Annotated in this window: 7 protein-coding genes and 2 pseudogenes; 4 read left to right on the top strand and 5 right to left on the bottom strand. The window is 59.8% G+C overall.

All coding sequences use genetic code 11. The features are described 5' to 3' along the window. Positions 1–5: 5 nt before the first annotated feature. Positions 6–197 (bottom strand): hypothetical protein, encoded by a 192-nt coding sequence (locus X726_RS1000000171865; RefSeq protein WP_023679698.1) that lies wholly within the window; start codon positions 195–197, stop codon positions 6–8. 933 nt (positions 198–1,130) lie between these two features. Further along, a complete protein-coding gene (locus X726_RS146345; RefSeq protein WP_031215239.1) occupies positions 1,131–3,665 on the bottom strand; it encodes a two-component system VirA-like sensor kinase in 2,535 nt (844 codons plus the stop codon). A gap of 395 nt (positions 3,666–4,060) precedes the next feature. Between X726_RS146345 and X726_RS1000000170660 the strand changes: the two genes are divergently transcribed. Then, positions 4,061–4,264: a hypothetical protein gene (locus X726_RS1000000170660; protein WP_023671823.1), complete on the top strand. Its 204-nt coding sequence runs from the start codon at positions 4,061–4,063 to the stop codon at positions 4,262–4,264. 42 nt (positions 4,265–4,306) lie between these two features. Here the strand turns inward: X726_RS1000000170660 and X726_RS1000000171235 are convergent. Together X726_RS1000000171235 and X726_RS1000000169450 are read right to left on the bottom strand one after the other, a co-directional pair. Then, a pseudogene (locus X726_RS1000000171235) lies at positions 4,307–4,767 on the bottom strand (type IV secretory system conjugative DNA transfer family protein); the annotation flags it as partial. An 839-nt stretch (positions 4,768–5,606) separates the two neighbouring features. After that, positions 5,607–5,931 (bottom strand): annotated as a pseudogene (locus X726_RS1000000169450) (DDE-type integrase/transposase/recombinase); the annotation flags it as partial. Positions 5,932–6,857: 926 nt separating this feature from the next. Between X726_RS1000000169450 and X726_RS1000000171860 the strand changes: the two are divergent. The 3 genes from X726_RS1000000171860 to X726_RS1000000171850 all read left to right on the top strand — a co-directional run bounded on the left by X726_RS1000000171860 (position 6,858) and on the right by X726_RS1000000171850 (position 15,837). Then, positions 6,858–6,992: an aldehyde dehydrogenase family protein gene (locus X726_RS1000000171860; RefSeq protein WP_023671820.1), complete on the top strand. Its 135-nt coding sequence runs from the start codon at positions 6,858–6,860 to the stop codon at positions 6,990–6,992. Between the two features lie 1,882 nt (positions 6,993–8,874). Next, complete coding sequence (locus tag X726_RS1000000172440) at positions 8,875–10,656, top strand: Ulp1 family isopeptidase (RefSeq protein ID WP_023671818.1); 1,782 nt, start codon at positions 8,875–8,877, stop codon at positions 10,654–10,656. Between the two features lie 3,102 nt (positions 10,657–13,758). Further along, positions 13,759–15,837, top strand: a complete 2,079-nt coding sequence (locus X726_RS1000000171850) for a Ulp1 family isopeptidase (protein WP_023671814.1) — start codon at positions 13,759–13,761, stop codon at positions 15,835–15,837. Between the two features lie 488 nt (positions 15,838–16,325). Here X726_RS1000000171850 and X726_RS146385 read toward each other — a convergent pair. After that, positions 16,326–16,726 (bottom strand): winged helix-turn-helix domain-containing protein (locus X726_RS146385; protein WP_023671812.1); only part of this gene is annotated, 401 nt, incomplete at its 5' end.

Genomic DNA, 16,726 nt, shown 5'->3' with positions numbered 1-16,726 from the left:
TTACCTCAGCAGCGGCGCCCGATCGGAAACCTTAGCACCTCCGCGCTTTGGCGTGGCTGCTTGAACTCTTCGACGGCAACCGCCTCAATTAGCAGATCCAAGGCTTCTCGGCCCCTTTGACTCATCGGGTCATCCCCACAAAGGTAGTCATACGCTCGATCTAAATGCCCTCGGGCGGCGGAAAAATCGCTTGTCATATCATAGAACCCTCTCCATCCGCCCGCATTGCCGTTTACGAGGTGAAGGTGGTGCAATCGTCAATATATACAGACAAATTTGAATTAAGTCGGTGATGATCATAGAGGTCGAGTCCCCGACCTGATAGCGCCATCGAGCCCGCCGACGACCACTCGCTGGCGCTCACGGGCGCGGCGCTGAGTAGTGAAGCGCCGTAAAATGTCGACACAGGCGTTGGTGAACTGGACCGAACGACGAGAACAGCCTATCCAGTGTGTTGTCGGCAGTTAGTTCGAAAGTCCTGCTACACCCGATCCGATGCCTCTCAACGCCGAGGCCGCACCTCCGTGCCGAAGCCGGCCTCCCCAATGGTGGGTCGAGCCTTCGCTTACCCCGTGCTTGCCTCACAGATCCGCGACCGAGAACCCAGCCTCATGCTCCCGCCCTGCCGGGGCCTAGGTCCATCAAGCATGAAAGGAACACGTCGGAACCTGGGACATCGCTTGCCCGGCCGGGCGGCGATAGCGTTGTCGGGGCAGGCGAGGAGCCGTAGCCGAGTGATGAGCGCACAGGAGAAGTTTGGCGTGAATGGGGCGATGATTGTCAAGCTTTGCTTTTCGTCAACCATCTGGCATGACCGATTGGCGACCATCTCCTCGTCCCGACCCTATATCACCCGTCGCCTGTCGCCGCCAGCGCGCAGTGACTTGTCAAGGATGGAGGCCCGCAGACCCCATCGCGCGGCGACTTGTCCTTGACGGTCACGAGCACGGCGGCAGGTTTGCTGTGGTCGGGGAGCCCTTCCTTGGGCGGAAGCCGACGACAGTGTTCGAGGGGAACTCGCCATGAGCCGGGTGCACAGAGATCGTCCGACGCTCTTGTATTTGCTGGATCCCAGCCGGCTCCGCCTCCGATTGCCTCGGTAGCTCGGCAGCCTGAGCGCGTCGGCGGCATCACGCCATTATCATCCGACGAATTGCATGCTCCATCGTCCTGGACGAGACCGGTTTGGCTAGCCAAAGGACGAAGGTCTGATTACCAGATGTGATCGGCATGGGGTCGCTTCCACCAACGACGATGATGGGCACCGTCATCAGGGTGGTACGTACGGCTTCGGGCTGTCCTGGCCCGAGGAAAGTCGCTTGATCGAAAATTAGGAGGTCGGCTGCCTTCCCGCTCTCGATCCAGTCGCAAAGACTTTCGAAGGTCGCGAAGCCGACAGGCTTATAACCTAGCGCGGCGATCTTATCGTTGTAGATCTCCAACGCTGCTGGATCGGACTCCACGACTGCAATGATTTCTCCATTGCCAAGTGATCCATCGTATGGACCGGAAGCGCTATCAGCTCTGACCTGCTCCTCAGCGCAGGCCGGTAAGTAGAGATCGAAGCGTGTACCTCGGCCAACAGCCGAGGTGACGTCAAGGCATCCTGCGAGCGCGCTCACATGGCGGTCCACCGCAGCAAGACCCAGTCCGGTCCCGCCGACGCGAGAGCGCGTGGTAAAAAAGGGCTCAAAGATGTGCGGAAGCACCGAACTTGCGATTCCTTGGCCATCGTCGCTGATGGAGAGGAGAACGTAATCTCCCGGTTTCAAGGTGCCCTTAGCCACGGGCTTCGTTTGACAGACGTGAGCGCGAGAAACGCTAATCTCGACACGGCCCTCATTCAAGAGAGCCTCCGACGCGTTCTTGCATAGATTCATAAGGATTTGCTGTATCTCGGTCGGGCTGCCCTCGATCACCGTTTGCCACTCGTTGATCTTGAAGTTCAACTGAACATCCGCACGAAGTGTAACCCGCAGCAATGGCGCGAGATCCATTACACTCTCCGAGACGTCGAAAGGCATCGTCACGCGCTTCCGGGTTCGGCTTAGTGACAAAATTTGATCAATAATCAGCTTGGCTCGGTTGCTGGCCAAGATAATTTGGCCGATGTGGCCCCGAATTCTCGAGGGGCGGCGCACAAGACCTTTAGCCATCTCTGCGTAGCCGACTATTGCTCCTAGAACATTATTGAATTCATGTGTAACGCCGCTTGCGATTGTGCCGACAGCCGTCAGCCTTTCCGCATGCTCCCATCGACTCTCAAAAAGGTTACGTTCCGTGTGTACACGTTGCATTTCAAGATGGTTGCCTAAACGCACAGTAGCGCTCGCCAGAACCAGGAGGTCGTCTGTGGAGGGTGGTGAGCGATCTCCTTCAAAAACAAGGATACAAACCGCAGCCTGCTGATCGGAGGCCCTGCACCCAACAATTTGACAAACACCGGTAGTGCCTACGGCAGTCCGAACGACTTCCGACGCCGGAACGACGCGAAACACTGGCTGTTCCGGGTGTACAAGTGAGACGACTTCATGGATTAGCGTGGCGTTCCAGACGCGCATGCGCTTGTTCGCGACAAAGTACTCGGTATTCCTGCTGATACTCGGATCCACCAGAGCAAGCGCGCATTGATCCGCATCGAAAACGCATTGAATGAGTCTAAGCGCTGCTTCGGTGGAGAAGCGCCGCGAAGCCTTCGTTGCTTGACTGTCGATGAAGCAAGCTTCGATCTCACTCATTGCCGCTTCAAGCTCTAACCGCCTTTCCAACCGGTTCGTCCGCACATGCAGCGTGGAGGCTCGAATGGTCGCAAACAAGCAGAGGCATATGGACACCAAGCCAAAGAAAAGTCGTGTACGCTGCGCTTGCGCGCTGGCGAAGCTGTAGGCTTTCAGATGTTCTCGCTCCAATTCGGCAGCCTTGGCGAACGTGTCGAAGGATGGGATCCGATTGACAGCGCGGTCCAACCTCAACATTGAGGACAGGATAGCGCGGCCCTCGCGGGCAACATCCTCCGTGACTTGGTCCTGGCTAGGAGGAAGTCGGCGGAGAGACTGATCGATTTGTAATGCGAGGCTGAATCCCGGTCTGGCCGAAAATTGAAGGATCAGATTGGAAAATTCAGGCCTGTTCGACAATCCCCCCCGAAGGCGATTAGCCGAGCGAGCAAAGCGTACGAGAGAGCTTTGCAGAAGCTCATTTTGCGCGGCCGAGGCCGAGATGGCAGCTTCTGTGTTTTCGAGGGAATTTTTGAGCTGTGCAACCAACCTGGAGTGCACCCCGGAGCTCTCATTGGGCGAAATCTCAACAAGGCGTTGGTAGTTTTGAAGGTTCCTTTTTAATGCTTGCCCGGTAGAAGCAACGGAACGGAAGTCCAATGCCATGTCGGCGCGGGCGACGTCTCGCTGGAGCAATGCGTAGTTGATCTGAATCGTCCGCAGTTCGCTTAGGACCGCCTCGTTGATCTGGGGGTCTTGCCACTGTATCGCGACCAAGAGCGCGACCGAGGCCACTAGGGCCATTACAGAAGCTTTGTCGGTACTGAGCCATTTTTCCCAAACGAACGGCGTTTGATCCGCGGTGCGTGCCTTGCGAAGGTCCGATTTGAATTCTAGCTCCCCATCGCGTCGGTGTGCGGCCGGATGCTGCTGGAACAGGAAAGCCAAGTGTACCTCTCCCCTCAAATAGGCGGTGTAGACGCCGTTGCACTCTGCCCCCATGGCCCGCTGACCTTCCATTGATTCGCGGGCGTTTCGACCTCGACGGCGAGGCGGCAGCACAAGGCGGGCAACTGATCGCAGTTTTCGGAACTGGTCTTCCGAGAGATCATCGAAGGGGCATACAAGCGCACGCCTGCAGCAGCCGAGGATGATACCGGCCGGTCAAACGCAACTGGCGAGGGCCGGATCTGCTGTTGGCTGGCAGCTAACACTGGCGGGGCGGCGGCCTCAACTCCGGCGTGCCTAGAGCCGGCTGCTGCGAAAGCGTCCGACACGCTTCCCTTGGGGTCATCCCGTCCAGCGGGCATCCTTGGATCGCTGAAAAAAGACGAGGCGGCTTGATGATCCTGCCCTCGCTGAAGCACCTCGCGAAACCCTTTTTCCAGTCGCAGAAGCTCCTCTGGACCGGTAGGCGGCTCGTCAGCTCGACCATCGAACAGTGGCCGGAGCGCCTCGGACACGTGCTGCTCAAAGCCCACTCGCCGGGCCTGGACCGCTTGCCCGTCTTCCAAGCCGGCGTCCTGCACCTGCGACAAAGCTGTTAAACGGGATGGATTACTATTTCGCCGGTTCATACTAGCCTCACATCAAACTGTATCGTCAAAGTCCTGCGCCAATTCACACAGCGGGTCATCGAGTTGAGATTCTGCGGAGAGCGCCTCCTCTGCTCCCGTCAAGGGCGCCGGCTCCGGGAGGGCGCCTGTCTGGCTTTCAAAGATGCGTTTCAGAATGCGATCCGAAAAATATCGCACCTTCCTCAATTTTAATGGTGGCAGACCTTTGATAAGAACAATCTCGTAGTCGTCATCGAGCAGCCGAACCTGTTCGGGACGCAATAGCGGTGCACCTTGATGTGAATTCTGAACGNGAGAACAATCTCGTAGTCGTCATCGAGCAGCCGAACCTGTTCGGGACGCAATAGCGGTGCACCTTGATGTGAATTCTGAACGTTCCAATCGAACGTTCGCGCCTGGCTGTAGGAAATCGATTTGGCTTGAAATGTGAATCCACCGATAGCTTTGGAAATGTAGTTCGGAGTCTCGTCATCTACCTCGATGTTCCTAGAAGCGCGCCGGCAGCCCGGGCGGGGGGCTTGGGGTTAGACTGCCAGCGCACGCCACTCATAAAGAGCGGCCTCTTTTCGCGGTTCGGACACCCATAGTCAACCCGGCAACGTCTGGATGCCCGCTGTGCTTTTTGCAGAGCGGCGATGCGGGAATATCGGCCGATCCTGTCTAGGATGGTGTGGCCACTCTCGTCGGCCGAGTTGATGCTCCAGCCAGTATCGCCTTGCCGACCAGCATGAGTTCGCCGTTAGCAATCCATCGTTGCGAGCCGAGACCGAGGTAAAAAGCGCGTCTTATCGACTATGTAGCTGACGCTCCCGCTGACGCCTTCGAGCGCGCACGCTATGCCCCGTTCGCACCCTCTTGTGAATAGTACTGCCCCATGCACCTGAAACCGCCTCCTGGGACCAGGCTTGCTCAAGCCCTTGATTCACACGATTGATCCGACGCCAAGGGAAGCGGTTTCGAGGTGCCGCAGCGCGTACATGATGATGACCGCCGCGGGGGCCTCGCGGACTTCGAGAACCTTTTCACCGGTTGAGATGTGTTCGAGCCCGGTTGCTGACATACTGGCTCTTGCGGATGCTGATCGACTTCAGTGCTCGTCGCGATGCCGCAAGCGATTTTTTGCGGCAAATGAGCTTTCCGAAAAGTTTGCGACAGAACCCGCCGACGCCGCTCTCATCGAAGCGGATGAGGCTCAGCGGCCTCCCCTGTCCGACAATTTGCGTCGGTTTGGCGATTTGACGACACAGGCTTGTTGGTCGGGCTTGTCACGTTGTCTGAAATTGGCCGGCCGAGGGCTGCTGCTGCTGAATCGTGCGGGCGTTCCAGTCACGGCCTTCCATTCGGCGATGGCTTGCAAGCGATGAACATGTATGGCGAGTGCAGAACGTTTGGGGCGGGGGACGAAGAGGTTGCGGACGGCTGACAAGGTCGAGACGAAGCGTTGCAGGCCTCCCGGCGATCGGACCCCTGCATCATCCGCTCCCGTTTTCGCGGCGCTGGGAATTCTCCGCTCTGTTGTTCAACCCCTTGTGCGACCGGTGCTCGACGTCCGGCATCATCTGTCGCTTTGCCGCTCCATACGAGCGAAGCTAGTCGGTGATCATGCGCTTCGGCGCGAGCCCCTGCTTCTTCCACAGCGCGTCAGCAAGCGCAACCTCTCGCAGGGTGCGCTCTCAGAGTTCGTTCCTGCGCAGCGGCGTTGTTATCTCGATACTGGATAAGCGTCTACGAACCTACGCGCCGCATAACGAGCTTTGTTGCGCTGGTCGGTTCCGAAGGGTGGCTCTATGCATCGCAGTGGCGGACGCGAAATCCTCACCATCCTTCTGCATCGCCCTATTTGGCTTGCCGAAAACCCAATTTGGCCGGCACGCTGCCGCTGAATACGATGATCATCTCGCATTCTTGCTATGGAGGCTGTCGTCCTCCTGGGCACGCGGCTGACGGCGACGAAAGCGGGTCTTTTCATGCAACACCCCTTTTGGCAGGCAAGCTGGTGGACCTCGGGATGTCGGGGGCGAATATAGCGAAGACTCCCGCCGCTCGCTGATGCATTCTGGACGCAACCGCATCGAGCCGATGTGTTCGAGACGCTTCGCGGCTGCAGTCGCCGAACGATGGCGTGGTTATGCGACCTGTTCGGCATGGCTACCCCCGTCCAGTCAGGCGTTCACGAAGGTGTTTGTCGAGAGTTCGTGGAGAAAGTCCGCCACTTATCGTTGGCGAGGGCTTTGCTCCGGAGTGGCGATCGGTGCGCTGATCGACAGGCAGGCTCTGGCCAAAATCGAATCCCATATCGCCAATACCGTCGCGAAAGGCCGCAGAATTCGATGCGGGGGCAAACGCATCGCGCGAATGGCACGTCGAACTATCGGTCCTGTCTCCAGCGAGATGACCATCGCGCAAGAAAGAGACATTCGGGCGGCTGGCGCCTGTGATTGCTTCGATGCGGATAGGTCGTGCATGAGGCCAACGACACGATCTAAGGCCTTCCCCCACATTTGTGCCTCAAACGGAAGCGTGTTTTGCGTGTGGCCGAGGCCTTGGAATATGGCATAGTGGTATGAACACGGGACGCATGTCGTCCGAAGCCGCGCCTTTCGGCCGAGTGAAGCAGTCCGGCATCGGGCGGGAGGGTTCCCGCCATTGCCTCGAGGACTACCTCGAAATGAAATACCTCTGCACGGGCGGCATCTGAAGCATGGGCTTGCAGGGGCTCGCAGACCGGTAAACCAGCGAGCCATCTCCAAATATGTGAATTGTGGATTGCTCCTCGACGGGAGCTGAGGGGCGGCTCCGCAAGCCTTACGACGCTCTTTGCGAGCCGTAGCTGCCGAGCTGGCAAAAGGCCGGGCTACGTCGCGCCAGCGCAATCGGCGCGCAGAAAATTAGGCCTACCCGCTCCGGGACCGCGGACCTCGTCAGCTTCTCGTAAGTATGCCCGAGTAGGTTGCTCAGCTGATCTGTGGACGTGAGGCTAGCGTGAACCGGCACAAATTTGACCTATCCAATGTAACAGGTTGGCGGCAGGTGCAGCCCCCGGCATCTCAAGAGCAAGCGGCACAGGCCGGGCAAGAGGGCTTTGAGCAGCGCTCGGGCGAGGCGCGCCAAGCCGCTGCCCAAATTCCCGCCCCCGGCGTTCCGGCTCTGCCAGACCCGTTCCATCCTCATCCGTCTCAGGGAGACCTGAGCCTCATCGAAGGCGCGGCCCCATGGGAAGCGCAGCCCATGATGCAAGGGAGCGGACAAGAACACGCCGCGGCGCCGTACGCCGGAGGCAGTGGGTCGATGCTNGCGCAGCCCATGATGCAAGGGAGCGGACAAGAACACGCCGCGGCGCCGTACGCCGGAGGCAGTGGGTCGATGCTAGGTGCCTCGGTGCTGCAGCCGGGTCACTCAACGGCGCGCCATCATCATGCGCCGGATTCGTCAGTGGGTGATCTGAATCCTTCCGCACCGTTCGAGTTGCGTGACCATGCTCGTTCCCCCGTGCCGGCGGCGGTGCAGCCAGATCCTCCAGTAGTGGTCTCCGACGGTCGCGGCTGCAAGCGTCCTCTTTATTCCAACGATGCGACCGTTGTCGAAGGGCTGAGGTCACTCTACGCGGGTAAGGCCAAGGAGGAAACGGTCAAGCGCCATGTAAATTCTCTTTACGGCTTTGGTCGTTGGCTCTTTAAAAATAACAAGCCGGGATTTGCTGCTCGGCTTCACGAGGAGTCGCTGGATGAAGATCTCAAGGAGTACGAGAGCAGTGGTGGCTCCTCGACTGTGGCTGTGGCAATGCGTCGTCTCAGAGAGTCGGCGGGCGGAGTGCCAATGGTGGGCCGCGCTGTCCTGAATCCCGACCCTGCCGACGCCGTGCTCATCAAAGAGTACAAAGCGGCTCTCATCAAAGAGTACAAGGGAGCGCCTGCGACCGGGCCGAATCGCCAAACCATTCACGACTATGGAGCTACTCTTAGACGTTTCAGTGAATACCTGGTTGAAAACAACAAGCCGGGGATTGCGGCTCGGCTTCACGAGGAGTCGCTGGATGAAGATGCCAAGCGCTATAAGGACTCCAGTGGTGACCGGAGGATCATTGCACTAGCTCAACTCCGGAAGTTCCTGCCGTCCGCCGCACTCGGGCGCGAAATTGCCCTTGCTGCTCGTCCGGAAGACGCAGTCGGCATGGAGGCTCGTGCCATTGGGNCGGGCGCGAAATTGCCCTTGCTGCTCGTCCGGAAGACGCAGTCGGCATGGAGGCTCGTGCCATTGGGGACGCCGCTGCGCAGCACCGCGGGCCGCAGAAGGCATTGGGTCGGCCAGAGAAGCTCCCTGGGGAAGCTAATGAAGACGCCGCTGTTCTGCCATCGTCTTTCGTACCAACTGGGCACCATCACCAAGCCTCGGATCCCGCAGAGTCCTTTCGTCCCCTGATCTGGCGCGACGGCGACCAGCGCGCGCCGGACGAGCGGATCGCTGCACAGGACAGGAGCAACCTGCTACCAAGCGAGGAGGTGCCACTGAGGCCACCGGAATTCGCTCCGCCCAGCTTGCGGGCGGGGAATTCCGCCTCGCCAGAGCTCTTTCCTGAGGGGATGTCCCCCGCGGTCGAAGGGTTTTTTGGTGTTTTCGGCGACCCCAGCGGGCGGGTGCTCGGCGCATTGCAATTGCTAGGCGACGAACATATCCACAGGGATTACCAGCTCCTGGAGCAGGAGTTGCAGGGGAACAATCCAGAACTCGCCGCCCGGACGCGGTTCGTGGATCCCCTCGTAGCCAATTATCATCTGCGCTTGGGCTCCGAGAGCGACAAGCTAAGCGCATTCCAGCGCATCGTCCATAATCAGAACGGTAACGACACAGCCGACTTCCTGTTCGTGCCAGTGAGCGATGGCGGTAAGACTCTTGCGGAGCGCGGCAAACATTGGTCGCTGCTGTTCGTTGATCGCAGCGACCGGGAACGGCCGGTTGCCTATCATTATGACTCCGTCAGCGGATGGCATGACAAGCTTGCAAAACACCTCGCAGAAAGGCTGGGCGCCAGCCTGGAGACCCGCGTGGACTTACCCCGCATCGCCCAGCAGAGCAACGAGTGGGATTGCGGAGTCTACGTGGTGGACGGCACGCGGGCGCTGGTTGGGCGATTGCAAAGATGGCAGCCAGACCTGGCAGACCTGCCAGACCTGAACCTCAACAACCTCGTCGTCAATCGGCAGGCACTACAAACCCGACTCATGGGTGACGATACATCTGGAACGGCAAATTATCTCACGAACTTTGAACTCATGGACCGACAGGCGCGAGACGCGGTTAAGGAAAGCCCCGTTGGGACGTTTCACCAGCGGATCAAGCGGCTCGGCCAGTCAGCGCGAGCGTTACACGACAGAGCCCTGGCTCCAGTCGCGCCGGACCAAGGCAACCCAGACTCGGTGTTCGTACGGGACGTTGTTCCCGGGGAAACACGCCATCATCATGCGCCGGATTCGTCAGTGGTTGATCTGAATCCCCCCGCACCGTTCGAGTTGCGTGACCATGCTCGTTCTATGCCGGCGGCGGTGCAGCCAGATCCTCCAGTAGTGGTCTCCGGTCGCGACAAGCGTCCTCTTTATTCCAACGATGCGACCGTTGTCGAAGGGCTGCGGTCAGCACTCTATGCCGGTAAGATCGGGGAGCGCACGGTCACGGACCATGTAAACTCTCTTCTCGGCTTTGGTCGTTGGCTCTTTGATAATAACAAGCCGGGATTTGCTGCTCGGCTTGACGATCCGTTGCTGGATCAGGATCTCAAGGAGTACCAGCGCGAGAGTGGCTCCTCGAACGTGGCTAGAGCACTGGGTCGTCTCAAAGAGTCGGCGGGCGGAGCGCCAATGGTGGGCCGCGCTGCCCTGAATCCCGACCCTGTCGACGCCGAGCTCATCAGAGATTACAAAGCGGCTCTCATCAAAAAGTACGAGGCAGAGCCTGCGACCGGGCCGAATCCCAAAACCACTCAGGACTATGCGGCTACTCTTAGACGTTTCAGTCAATACCTGCATGAAAACAACAGGCCGGGGATTGCGGCTCGGCTTTACGAGGGGTCGCTGGATGAAGATGCCAGGCGTTATTTGGACTCCAGTGGTAACCGGTGGATCAGTGCACTAGCTCATCTCCGGAAGTTCCCGCCGTACGCCGCACTCGGGCGCGAAATTGCCCTTGCTGCTCGTCCGGAAGACGCAGTCGGCATGGAGGCTCGTGCCATTGGGGACGCCGCTGNCCCTTGCTGCTCGTCCGGAAGACGCAGTCGGCATGGAGGCTCGTGCCATTGGGGACGCCGCTGCGCAGCACAGCGGGCCGCAGAAGGCATTGGGTCGGCCAGAGAAGCTCCCTGGGAAAGCTAAGCAGCTGAGCGAGATCGGCAATTCAGGCGCTCGCGTGCTGATGCAGGCCCCCACCCATCAAGTGGGTGCATTGCCATGGGAGGCGCAGCCCATGATGCTGGGGGACGAGCACCTGGCACCGCATACCGGAGGCAGTGGGTCGATGCTGGGTGCCTCGGTGCTGCAGCCGGGTCACTCAAGGGCGCGCCATCATGATGCGCCGGATTCGTCAGTGGTTGATCTGAATCCCCCCTCACCGTTCGAGTTGCGTGACCATGCTCGTTCTGTGCCGGCGGCGCCTGCCGGGCCAGCGTTCGCCAGGGCTGANCTCACCGTTCGAGTTGCGTGACCATGCTCGTTCTGTGCCGGCGGCGCCTGCCGGGCCAGCGTTCGCCAGGGCTGAGGAGACGCCCTCCGCGGTTGGCGAGGCCGCGGTGGCCGAAAGGTGGGCTCGGTTGCAAAAGCAAATGGACGAACCAGTGCATGATCCCGGCCCTCAAGTGGATACATCGCCATGGGAGGCGCAACTCATGGTGCAAGGGAGCGGACAAGAACACGCCGCGGCGCCCTACGCCGGAGACAGTGGGTCGAGGCTAGGTGCCTCGGTGCTGCAGCCGGGTCACTCAACGGCGCGCCATCATGATGCGCCGGATTCGTCAGTGGTTGATCTGAATCCCCCCGCACCGTCCGAGTTGCGTGACCATGCTCGTTCTGTGCCGCCGGCGGTGCAGCCAGATCCTCCAATAGGGGTCTCCGGTCGCGACAAGGGTCCTCTCTATTCCAACGATGCGACCATTGTCGAAGGGCTGAGGTCAGCATTGGAGAGCACGGTCAAGCGCCATGTAAATTCTCTTCTCGGCTTTGGTCGTTGGCTCTTTGATAATAACAGGCCGGGCTTTGCTGCTCGGCTTCACGAGGAGTCGCTGGATCCGGATCTCAAGGAGTACGAGAGCAAGAGTGGCTCCTCGGACGTGGCTAGAGCAGTGGGTCATCTCAAGACGTGGGCGGGCGGAGCGCCAGTGCTGGACCGCGCCGCTGTCCTGAATAATCCCGACCCTGCCGACGCCGCGCTCATCAGAGATTACACAGCGGCTCCCATCAAAGAGTACAAGGCAGCGCCGACCGGGCCGAATCCCGCTACCATTCAGACCTATGGATCTGCTCCTAGACGTTTCAGTGAATACCTGGTTGAAAACAAAAAGCCGGGGATTGCGGCTCGGCTTCACGAGGGGTCGCTGGATGAAGATGCCAAGCGCTATAACAACTCCGGTGGGATCAGTGCACTAGCTCATCTCCGGAAGTCCGAACTCGGGCGCGAGCTCCCTGGGAAAGCTAATGAAGACGACGCTGTTCTGCCATTGTCTTTCGTGCCAACTGGGCCCCATCACCAAGCCTCGGATCCCGCAGGGTCCTTTCGTCCCCTGATCTGGCGCGACGGCGACCAGCGCGCGCCGGACGAGCGGGTCGCTGCACAGGACAGGAGCAACCAGCTACCAAGCGAGGAGGTCCTCATCAACCGTGAGCATGATACAGCGGAGTTGAGACCAGCGAAGAGGCAAAGGCCCCTGAACAGTCGTCTGCAGGACGTTGCCACTGAGCCGCAGCTGAGCGAGATCGGCAATTCAGGCGCTCGCGTGCTGATGCAGGCCCCCACCCATCAAGTGGGTGCATTGCCATGGGAGGCGCAGCCCATGATGCNGGCGCTCGCGTGCTGATGCAGGCCCCCACCCATCAAGTGGGTGCATTGCCATGGGAGGCGCAGCCCATGATGCAAGGGAGCGGACAAGAACACGCCGCGGCGCCGTATGCCGGAGGCAGTGGGTCGATGCTGGGTGCCTCGGTGCTGCAGCCGGGTCACTCAACGGCGCGCCATCATCATGCGCCGGATTCGTCAGTGGTTGATCTGAATCCCCCCGCACCGTCCGAGTTGCGTGACCATGCTCGTTCTGTGNATGCGCCGGATTCGTCAGTGGTTGATCTGAATCCCCCCGCACCGTCCGAGTTGCGTGACCATGCTCGTTCTGTGCCGGCGGCGGTGCAGCCAGATCCTCCAATAGGGGTCTCCGGTCGCGACAAGGGTCCCCTCTATTCCAACGATGCGACCGTTGTCGAAGGGCTGAGGTCAGCTTACGCGGGTAAGGTCAAGGAGAGCACGGTCAAGCGCCATGTAAATTCTCTTCTCGGCTTTGGTCGTTGGCTCTTTGACAATAACAGGCCGGGATTTGCTGCTCGGCTTGACGAATCGTCGCTGGATCAGGATCGCAAGGAGTACGAGAGCAGGGGTGGCCCCTCGGAGTACGAGAGCAGGGGTGGCCCCTCGATCGTGGCTAGAGCACTGGGTCGTCTCAAGACGTTGGCGGGCGGAGCGCCAGTGGTCGACCGCCCTGTCCGGAATCCCTACCCTGCCGACGCCGCGCTCATCAGAGATTACACAGCGGCTCTCATCAAAGAGTACAAAGAAGCGCCTGCGACCGGGCCGAATCGCGGTACCATTCAGGTCTATGGATCTACTCTTATACGTTTCAGTGAATACCTGCATGAAAACAAAAAGCCGGGGATTGCGGATCGGCTTCACGAGGGGTCGCTGGATGAAGATGCCAAGCGCTATGTGAACTCCGGTGGTAACCGGAGGATCAGTGCACTAGCTCATCTCCGGAAGTTCGCACCCGGGCGCGAAATTGCCCTTGCTGCTCGTCCGGAAGACGCAGTCGGCATGGAGGCTCGTGCCATTGGGGACGCCGCTGNAAATTGCCCTTGCTGCTCGTCCGGAAGACGCAGTCGGCATGGAGGCTCGTGCCATTGGGGACGCCGCTGCGCAGCGCAGCGGGACGCAGGAGGCATTGGGTCGGCCAGAGAGGCCCCCTGGGAAAGCTAAAGACGGGCGGGTGCTCGGCGCATTGGAATGGCTAGGCGACGAACATATCCAGAGGGATTACCAACTCCTGGAGCAGGAGTTGCAGGGGAACAATCCAGATCTCGCCGCCCGGACGCGGTTCGTGGATCCCCTCGTAGCCAATTATCATCTGCGCTTGGGCTCCGAGAGCGACAAGCTAAGCGCATTCCAGCGCATCGTCCATCAGAACGGTAACGACACAGCCGACTTCCTGTTCGTGCCAGTGAGCGATGGCGGTAAGACTCTTGCGGAGCNATCAGAACGGTAACGACACAGCCGACTTCCTGTTCGTGCCAGTGAGCGATGGCGGTAAGACTCTTGCGGAGCGCGGCACCCATTGGTCGCTGCTGTTCGTTGATCGCAGCGACCGGGAACGGCCGGTTGCCTATCATTATGACTCCTACAACGGATGCAATGACACGCTTGCAAAAGAGCTCGCAGAAAATCTGGGCGCCAGCCTGGAGACCCGCGTGGGCGTATCCCGCATCGCCCAGCAGAGCAACGTGGTGGATTGCGGAGTCTACGTGGTGGACGGCACGCGGGCGCTGGTTGGGCGATTGCAATCGCAGCCAGATAACCTGAACCTCAACAACCTCGTCGTCAATCGGCAGGCACTACAAACCCGCCTCAGGGGTGACAATACATTCGGAACGGCAAATAATCTTACGAACTTTGAACTCATGGACCGACAGGCCCGAGACGCGGTTAAGGAAAGCCCCGTTGGGACGTTTCACCAGCAGATCAAGCGGCTCGGCCAGTCAGCGCCAGACGTTGCTCCCGGGGACCCATTTAAATTTCAAAGTCTTGAGAGCAAGGGGGACGCCGCTGCGCAGCGCAGCGGGCCGCAGGAGGAATACAGTTGGCCAGAGTATCTCCCCCCTGGGAAAGCTAATGAAGACGACGCTGTTCTGGCATCGTCTTTCGTGCCAACTGGGCCCCATCACCAAGCCTCGGATCCCGCAGGGTCCTTTCGTCCCCTGAGCTGGCGCGACGGCGACCAGCGCGCGCCGGACGAGCGGATCGCTGCACAGGACAGGAGCAACCAGCTACCAAGCGAGGAGGTCCTCATCAACCGTGAGCATGATACAGCGGAGTTGAGACCAGCGAAGAGGCAAAGGACCCCGAACAGTCGTCTGCAGGACGTTGCCACTGAGCCGCAGCTGAGCGAGATCGGCAATTCAGGCGCTCGCGTGCTGATGCAGGCCCCCACCCATCAACTGGGTGCATTGCCATGGGAGGCGCAGCCCATGATGCAAGGGAGCGGACAAGAACACGCCGCGGCGCCGTACGCCGGAGGCAGTGGGTCGATGCTGGGTGCCTCGGTGCTGCAGCCGGGTCACTCAACGGCGCGCCATCATNCGGATTCGTCAGTGGTTGATCTGAATCCCCCCGCACCGTCCGAGTTGCGTGACCATGCTCGTTCTGTGCCGGCGGCGGTGCAGCCAGATCGCCCAAAAGTGGTCTCCGGTCCCGACAAGGGTCCTCTTTATTCCAACGATGCGACCCTTGTCGAAGGGCTGAGGTCAGCACTCTATGCCGGTAATGTCGGGGAGATCACGGTCAAGCGCCATGTAGATATTCTTTTCGGCTTTGGTCATTGGCTCGTTGAAAATAACAAGCCGGGGATTGCGGATCGGCTTCACGATTCGTCGCTGGATCGGGATCGCAAGGAGTACGAGATCTGGGGTGGCGGCCCCTCGGCCGTGGCTGGGTCACTGGGTCGTCTCAAGACGTGGGCGGGCGGAGCGCCAGTGGTGGGCCGCCCTGCCCTGAATCCCCACCCTGCCGACGCCGTGCTCATCAGAGAGTACACAGCGGCTCTCATCAAAGCGTACGAGGCAGCGCCGACCGGGCCGAAACCCCGTACCGTTGAGGTCTATGGGTCTGCTCTTAGACGTTTCAGTCAATGCCTGGTTGAAAACAAAAAGCCGGGGATTGCGGATCGGCTTCACGAGGGGTCGCTGGATGAAGATGCCAAGCGCTATATGAAAACCGCTGACATCAGTGCACTAACTCATGTCCGGAAGTTCGCACTCGGGCGCGAAATTGCCCTTGCTGCTCGTCCGGAAGACGCAGTCGGCATGGAGGCTCGTGCCATTGGGGACGCCGCTGNGAAATTGCCCTTGCTGCTCGTCCGGAAGACGCAGTCGGCATGGAGGCTCGTGCCATTGGGGACGCCGCTGCGCAGACGGCGGCACAAGCTCATGGCCACGCAGGAGAGCAGGGACCCATCTCTCGAGCTCAACAAGTCGCGCCAGCGCCGTTTGAACGGCACTTGGGCAAGAAGCGTGAGGCCCAGGACGGACTGACGAGTACACTTGACAGGAGCAACCTCGTGAACAGCGGGGGCGTCATCATAAACAATGAACATTACACAGCGCTGTTGAGACCGGCGAAGAGGCAGAGGACTGATAATCCGCAAAGCCGCGCCATGGGGCGGCAACTGAGCGAAGCAACCACGACGTCCATCAGCCAAGCCTCCGATCAAGCCCGAGCGGACCTAATGGCTTCCTTCAGAAGCAGGGAGCGCTCCGACGCGGGGCGTTGAGCTCCATGGCTGGGGTCAAGCAGAACAGCTCTCTTGACGACAGAGGGGCTGATGCGATCTCCGGACCGGTAGCTCTCGCTGTAATTGATCAGGCTGGTACTGTTGGAAGGCTTGATCAGCCTCGTCACCCCAATCTCCAGCATAGCTCACTGTCACGCGGCCAACGTGCCTCCGTAGCTAACATCCACGTCAGCGTTGAAGAAGTACCCTGCGCCACGGGATGTTTTGACCAGGCGAGGGTTGGCCGCATCAGCCTCCAGCNAACGTGCCTCCGTAGCTAACATCCACGTCAGCGTTGAAGAAGTACCCTGCGCCACGGGATGTTTTGACCAGGCGAGGGTTGGCCGCATCAGCCTCCAGCTTTCGGCGCAAGCGCATGATTAGGACATCGATACTTCGATCGTACACCTCTTCTCCACGCACACGGCTCGCGAGCAAAAGCCGTTCTCTGGATAGCACGTTGCGGGGGTTCTCCAGAAATGCGATCAAGAGATTGAACTCACATGCGGTAAGCTTGACCTCGCCACGCTCCGCACAGATCAGTCGCCGCTGCTTCACGCTGAGCTTCCAGGCCCCAAAGCGAAATGAGCGCTGCTCTCTGGTTCGCGGACTAGAAATGCGCTGGCGTAGCGCTACTCGAATGCGGGCCA

The sequence above is a fragment of the Mesorhizobium sp. LSJC285A00 genome (genome assembly GCF_000503155.1).
Classification (GTDB): domain Bacteria; phylum Pseudomonadota; class Alphaproteobacteria; order Rhizobiales; family Rhizobiaceae; genus Mesorhizobium.
Note: the sequence above shows the minus strand (reverse complement) of the source record. Positions and strands in the feature narration are given on the sequence as shown.

Excerpts from the sequence above, each read along its gene's own strand:
- X726_RS1000000171865 (WP_023679698.1), bottom strand. The coding sequence starts at position 197 with ATGACAAGCGATTTTTCCGCCGCCCGAGGGCATTTAGATCGAGCGTAT.
- X726_RS1000000170660 (WP_023671823.1), top strand. The coding sequence starts at position 4,061 with ATGATCCTGCCCTCGCTGAAGCACCTCGCGAAACCCTTTTTCCAGTCG.
- X726_RS1000000171860 (WP_023671820.1), top strand. The coding sequence starts at position 6,858 with ATGAACACGGGACGCATGTCGTCCGAAGCCGCGCCTTTCGGCCGAGTG.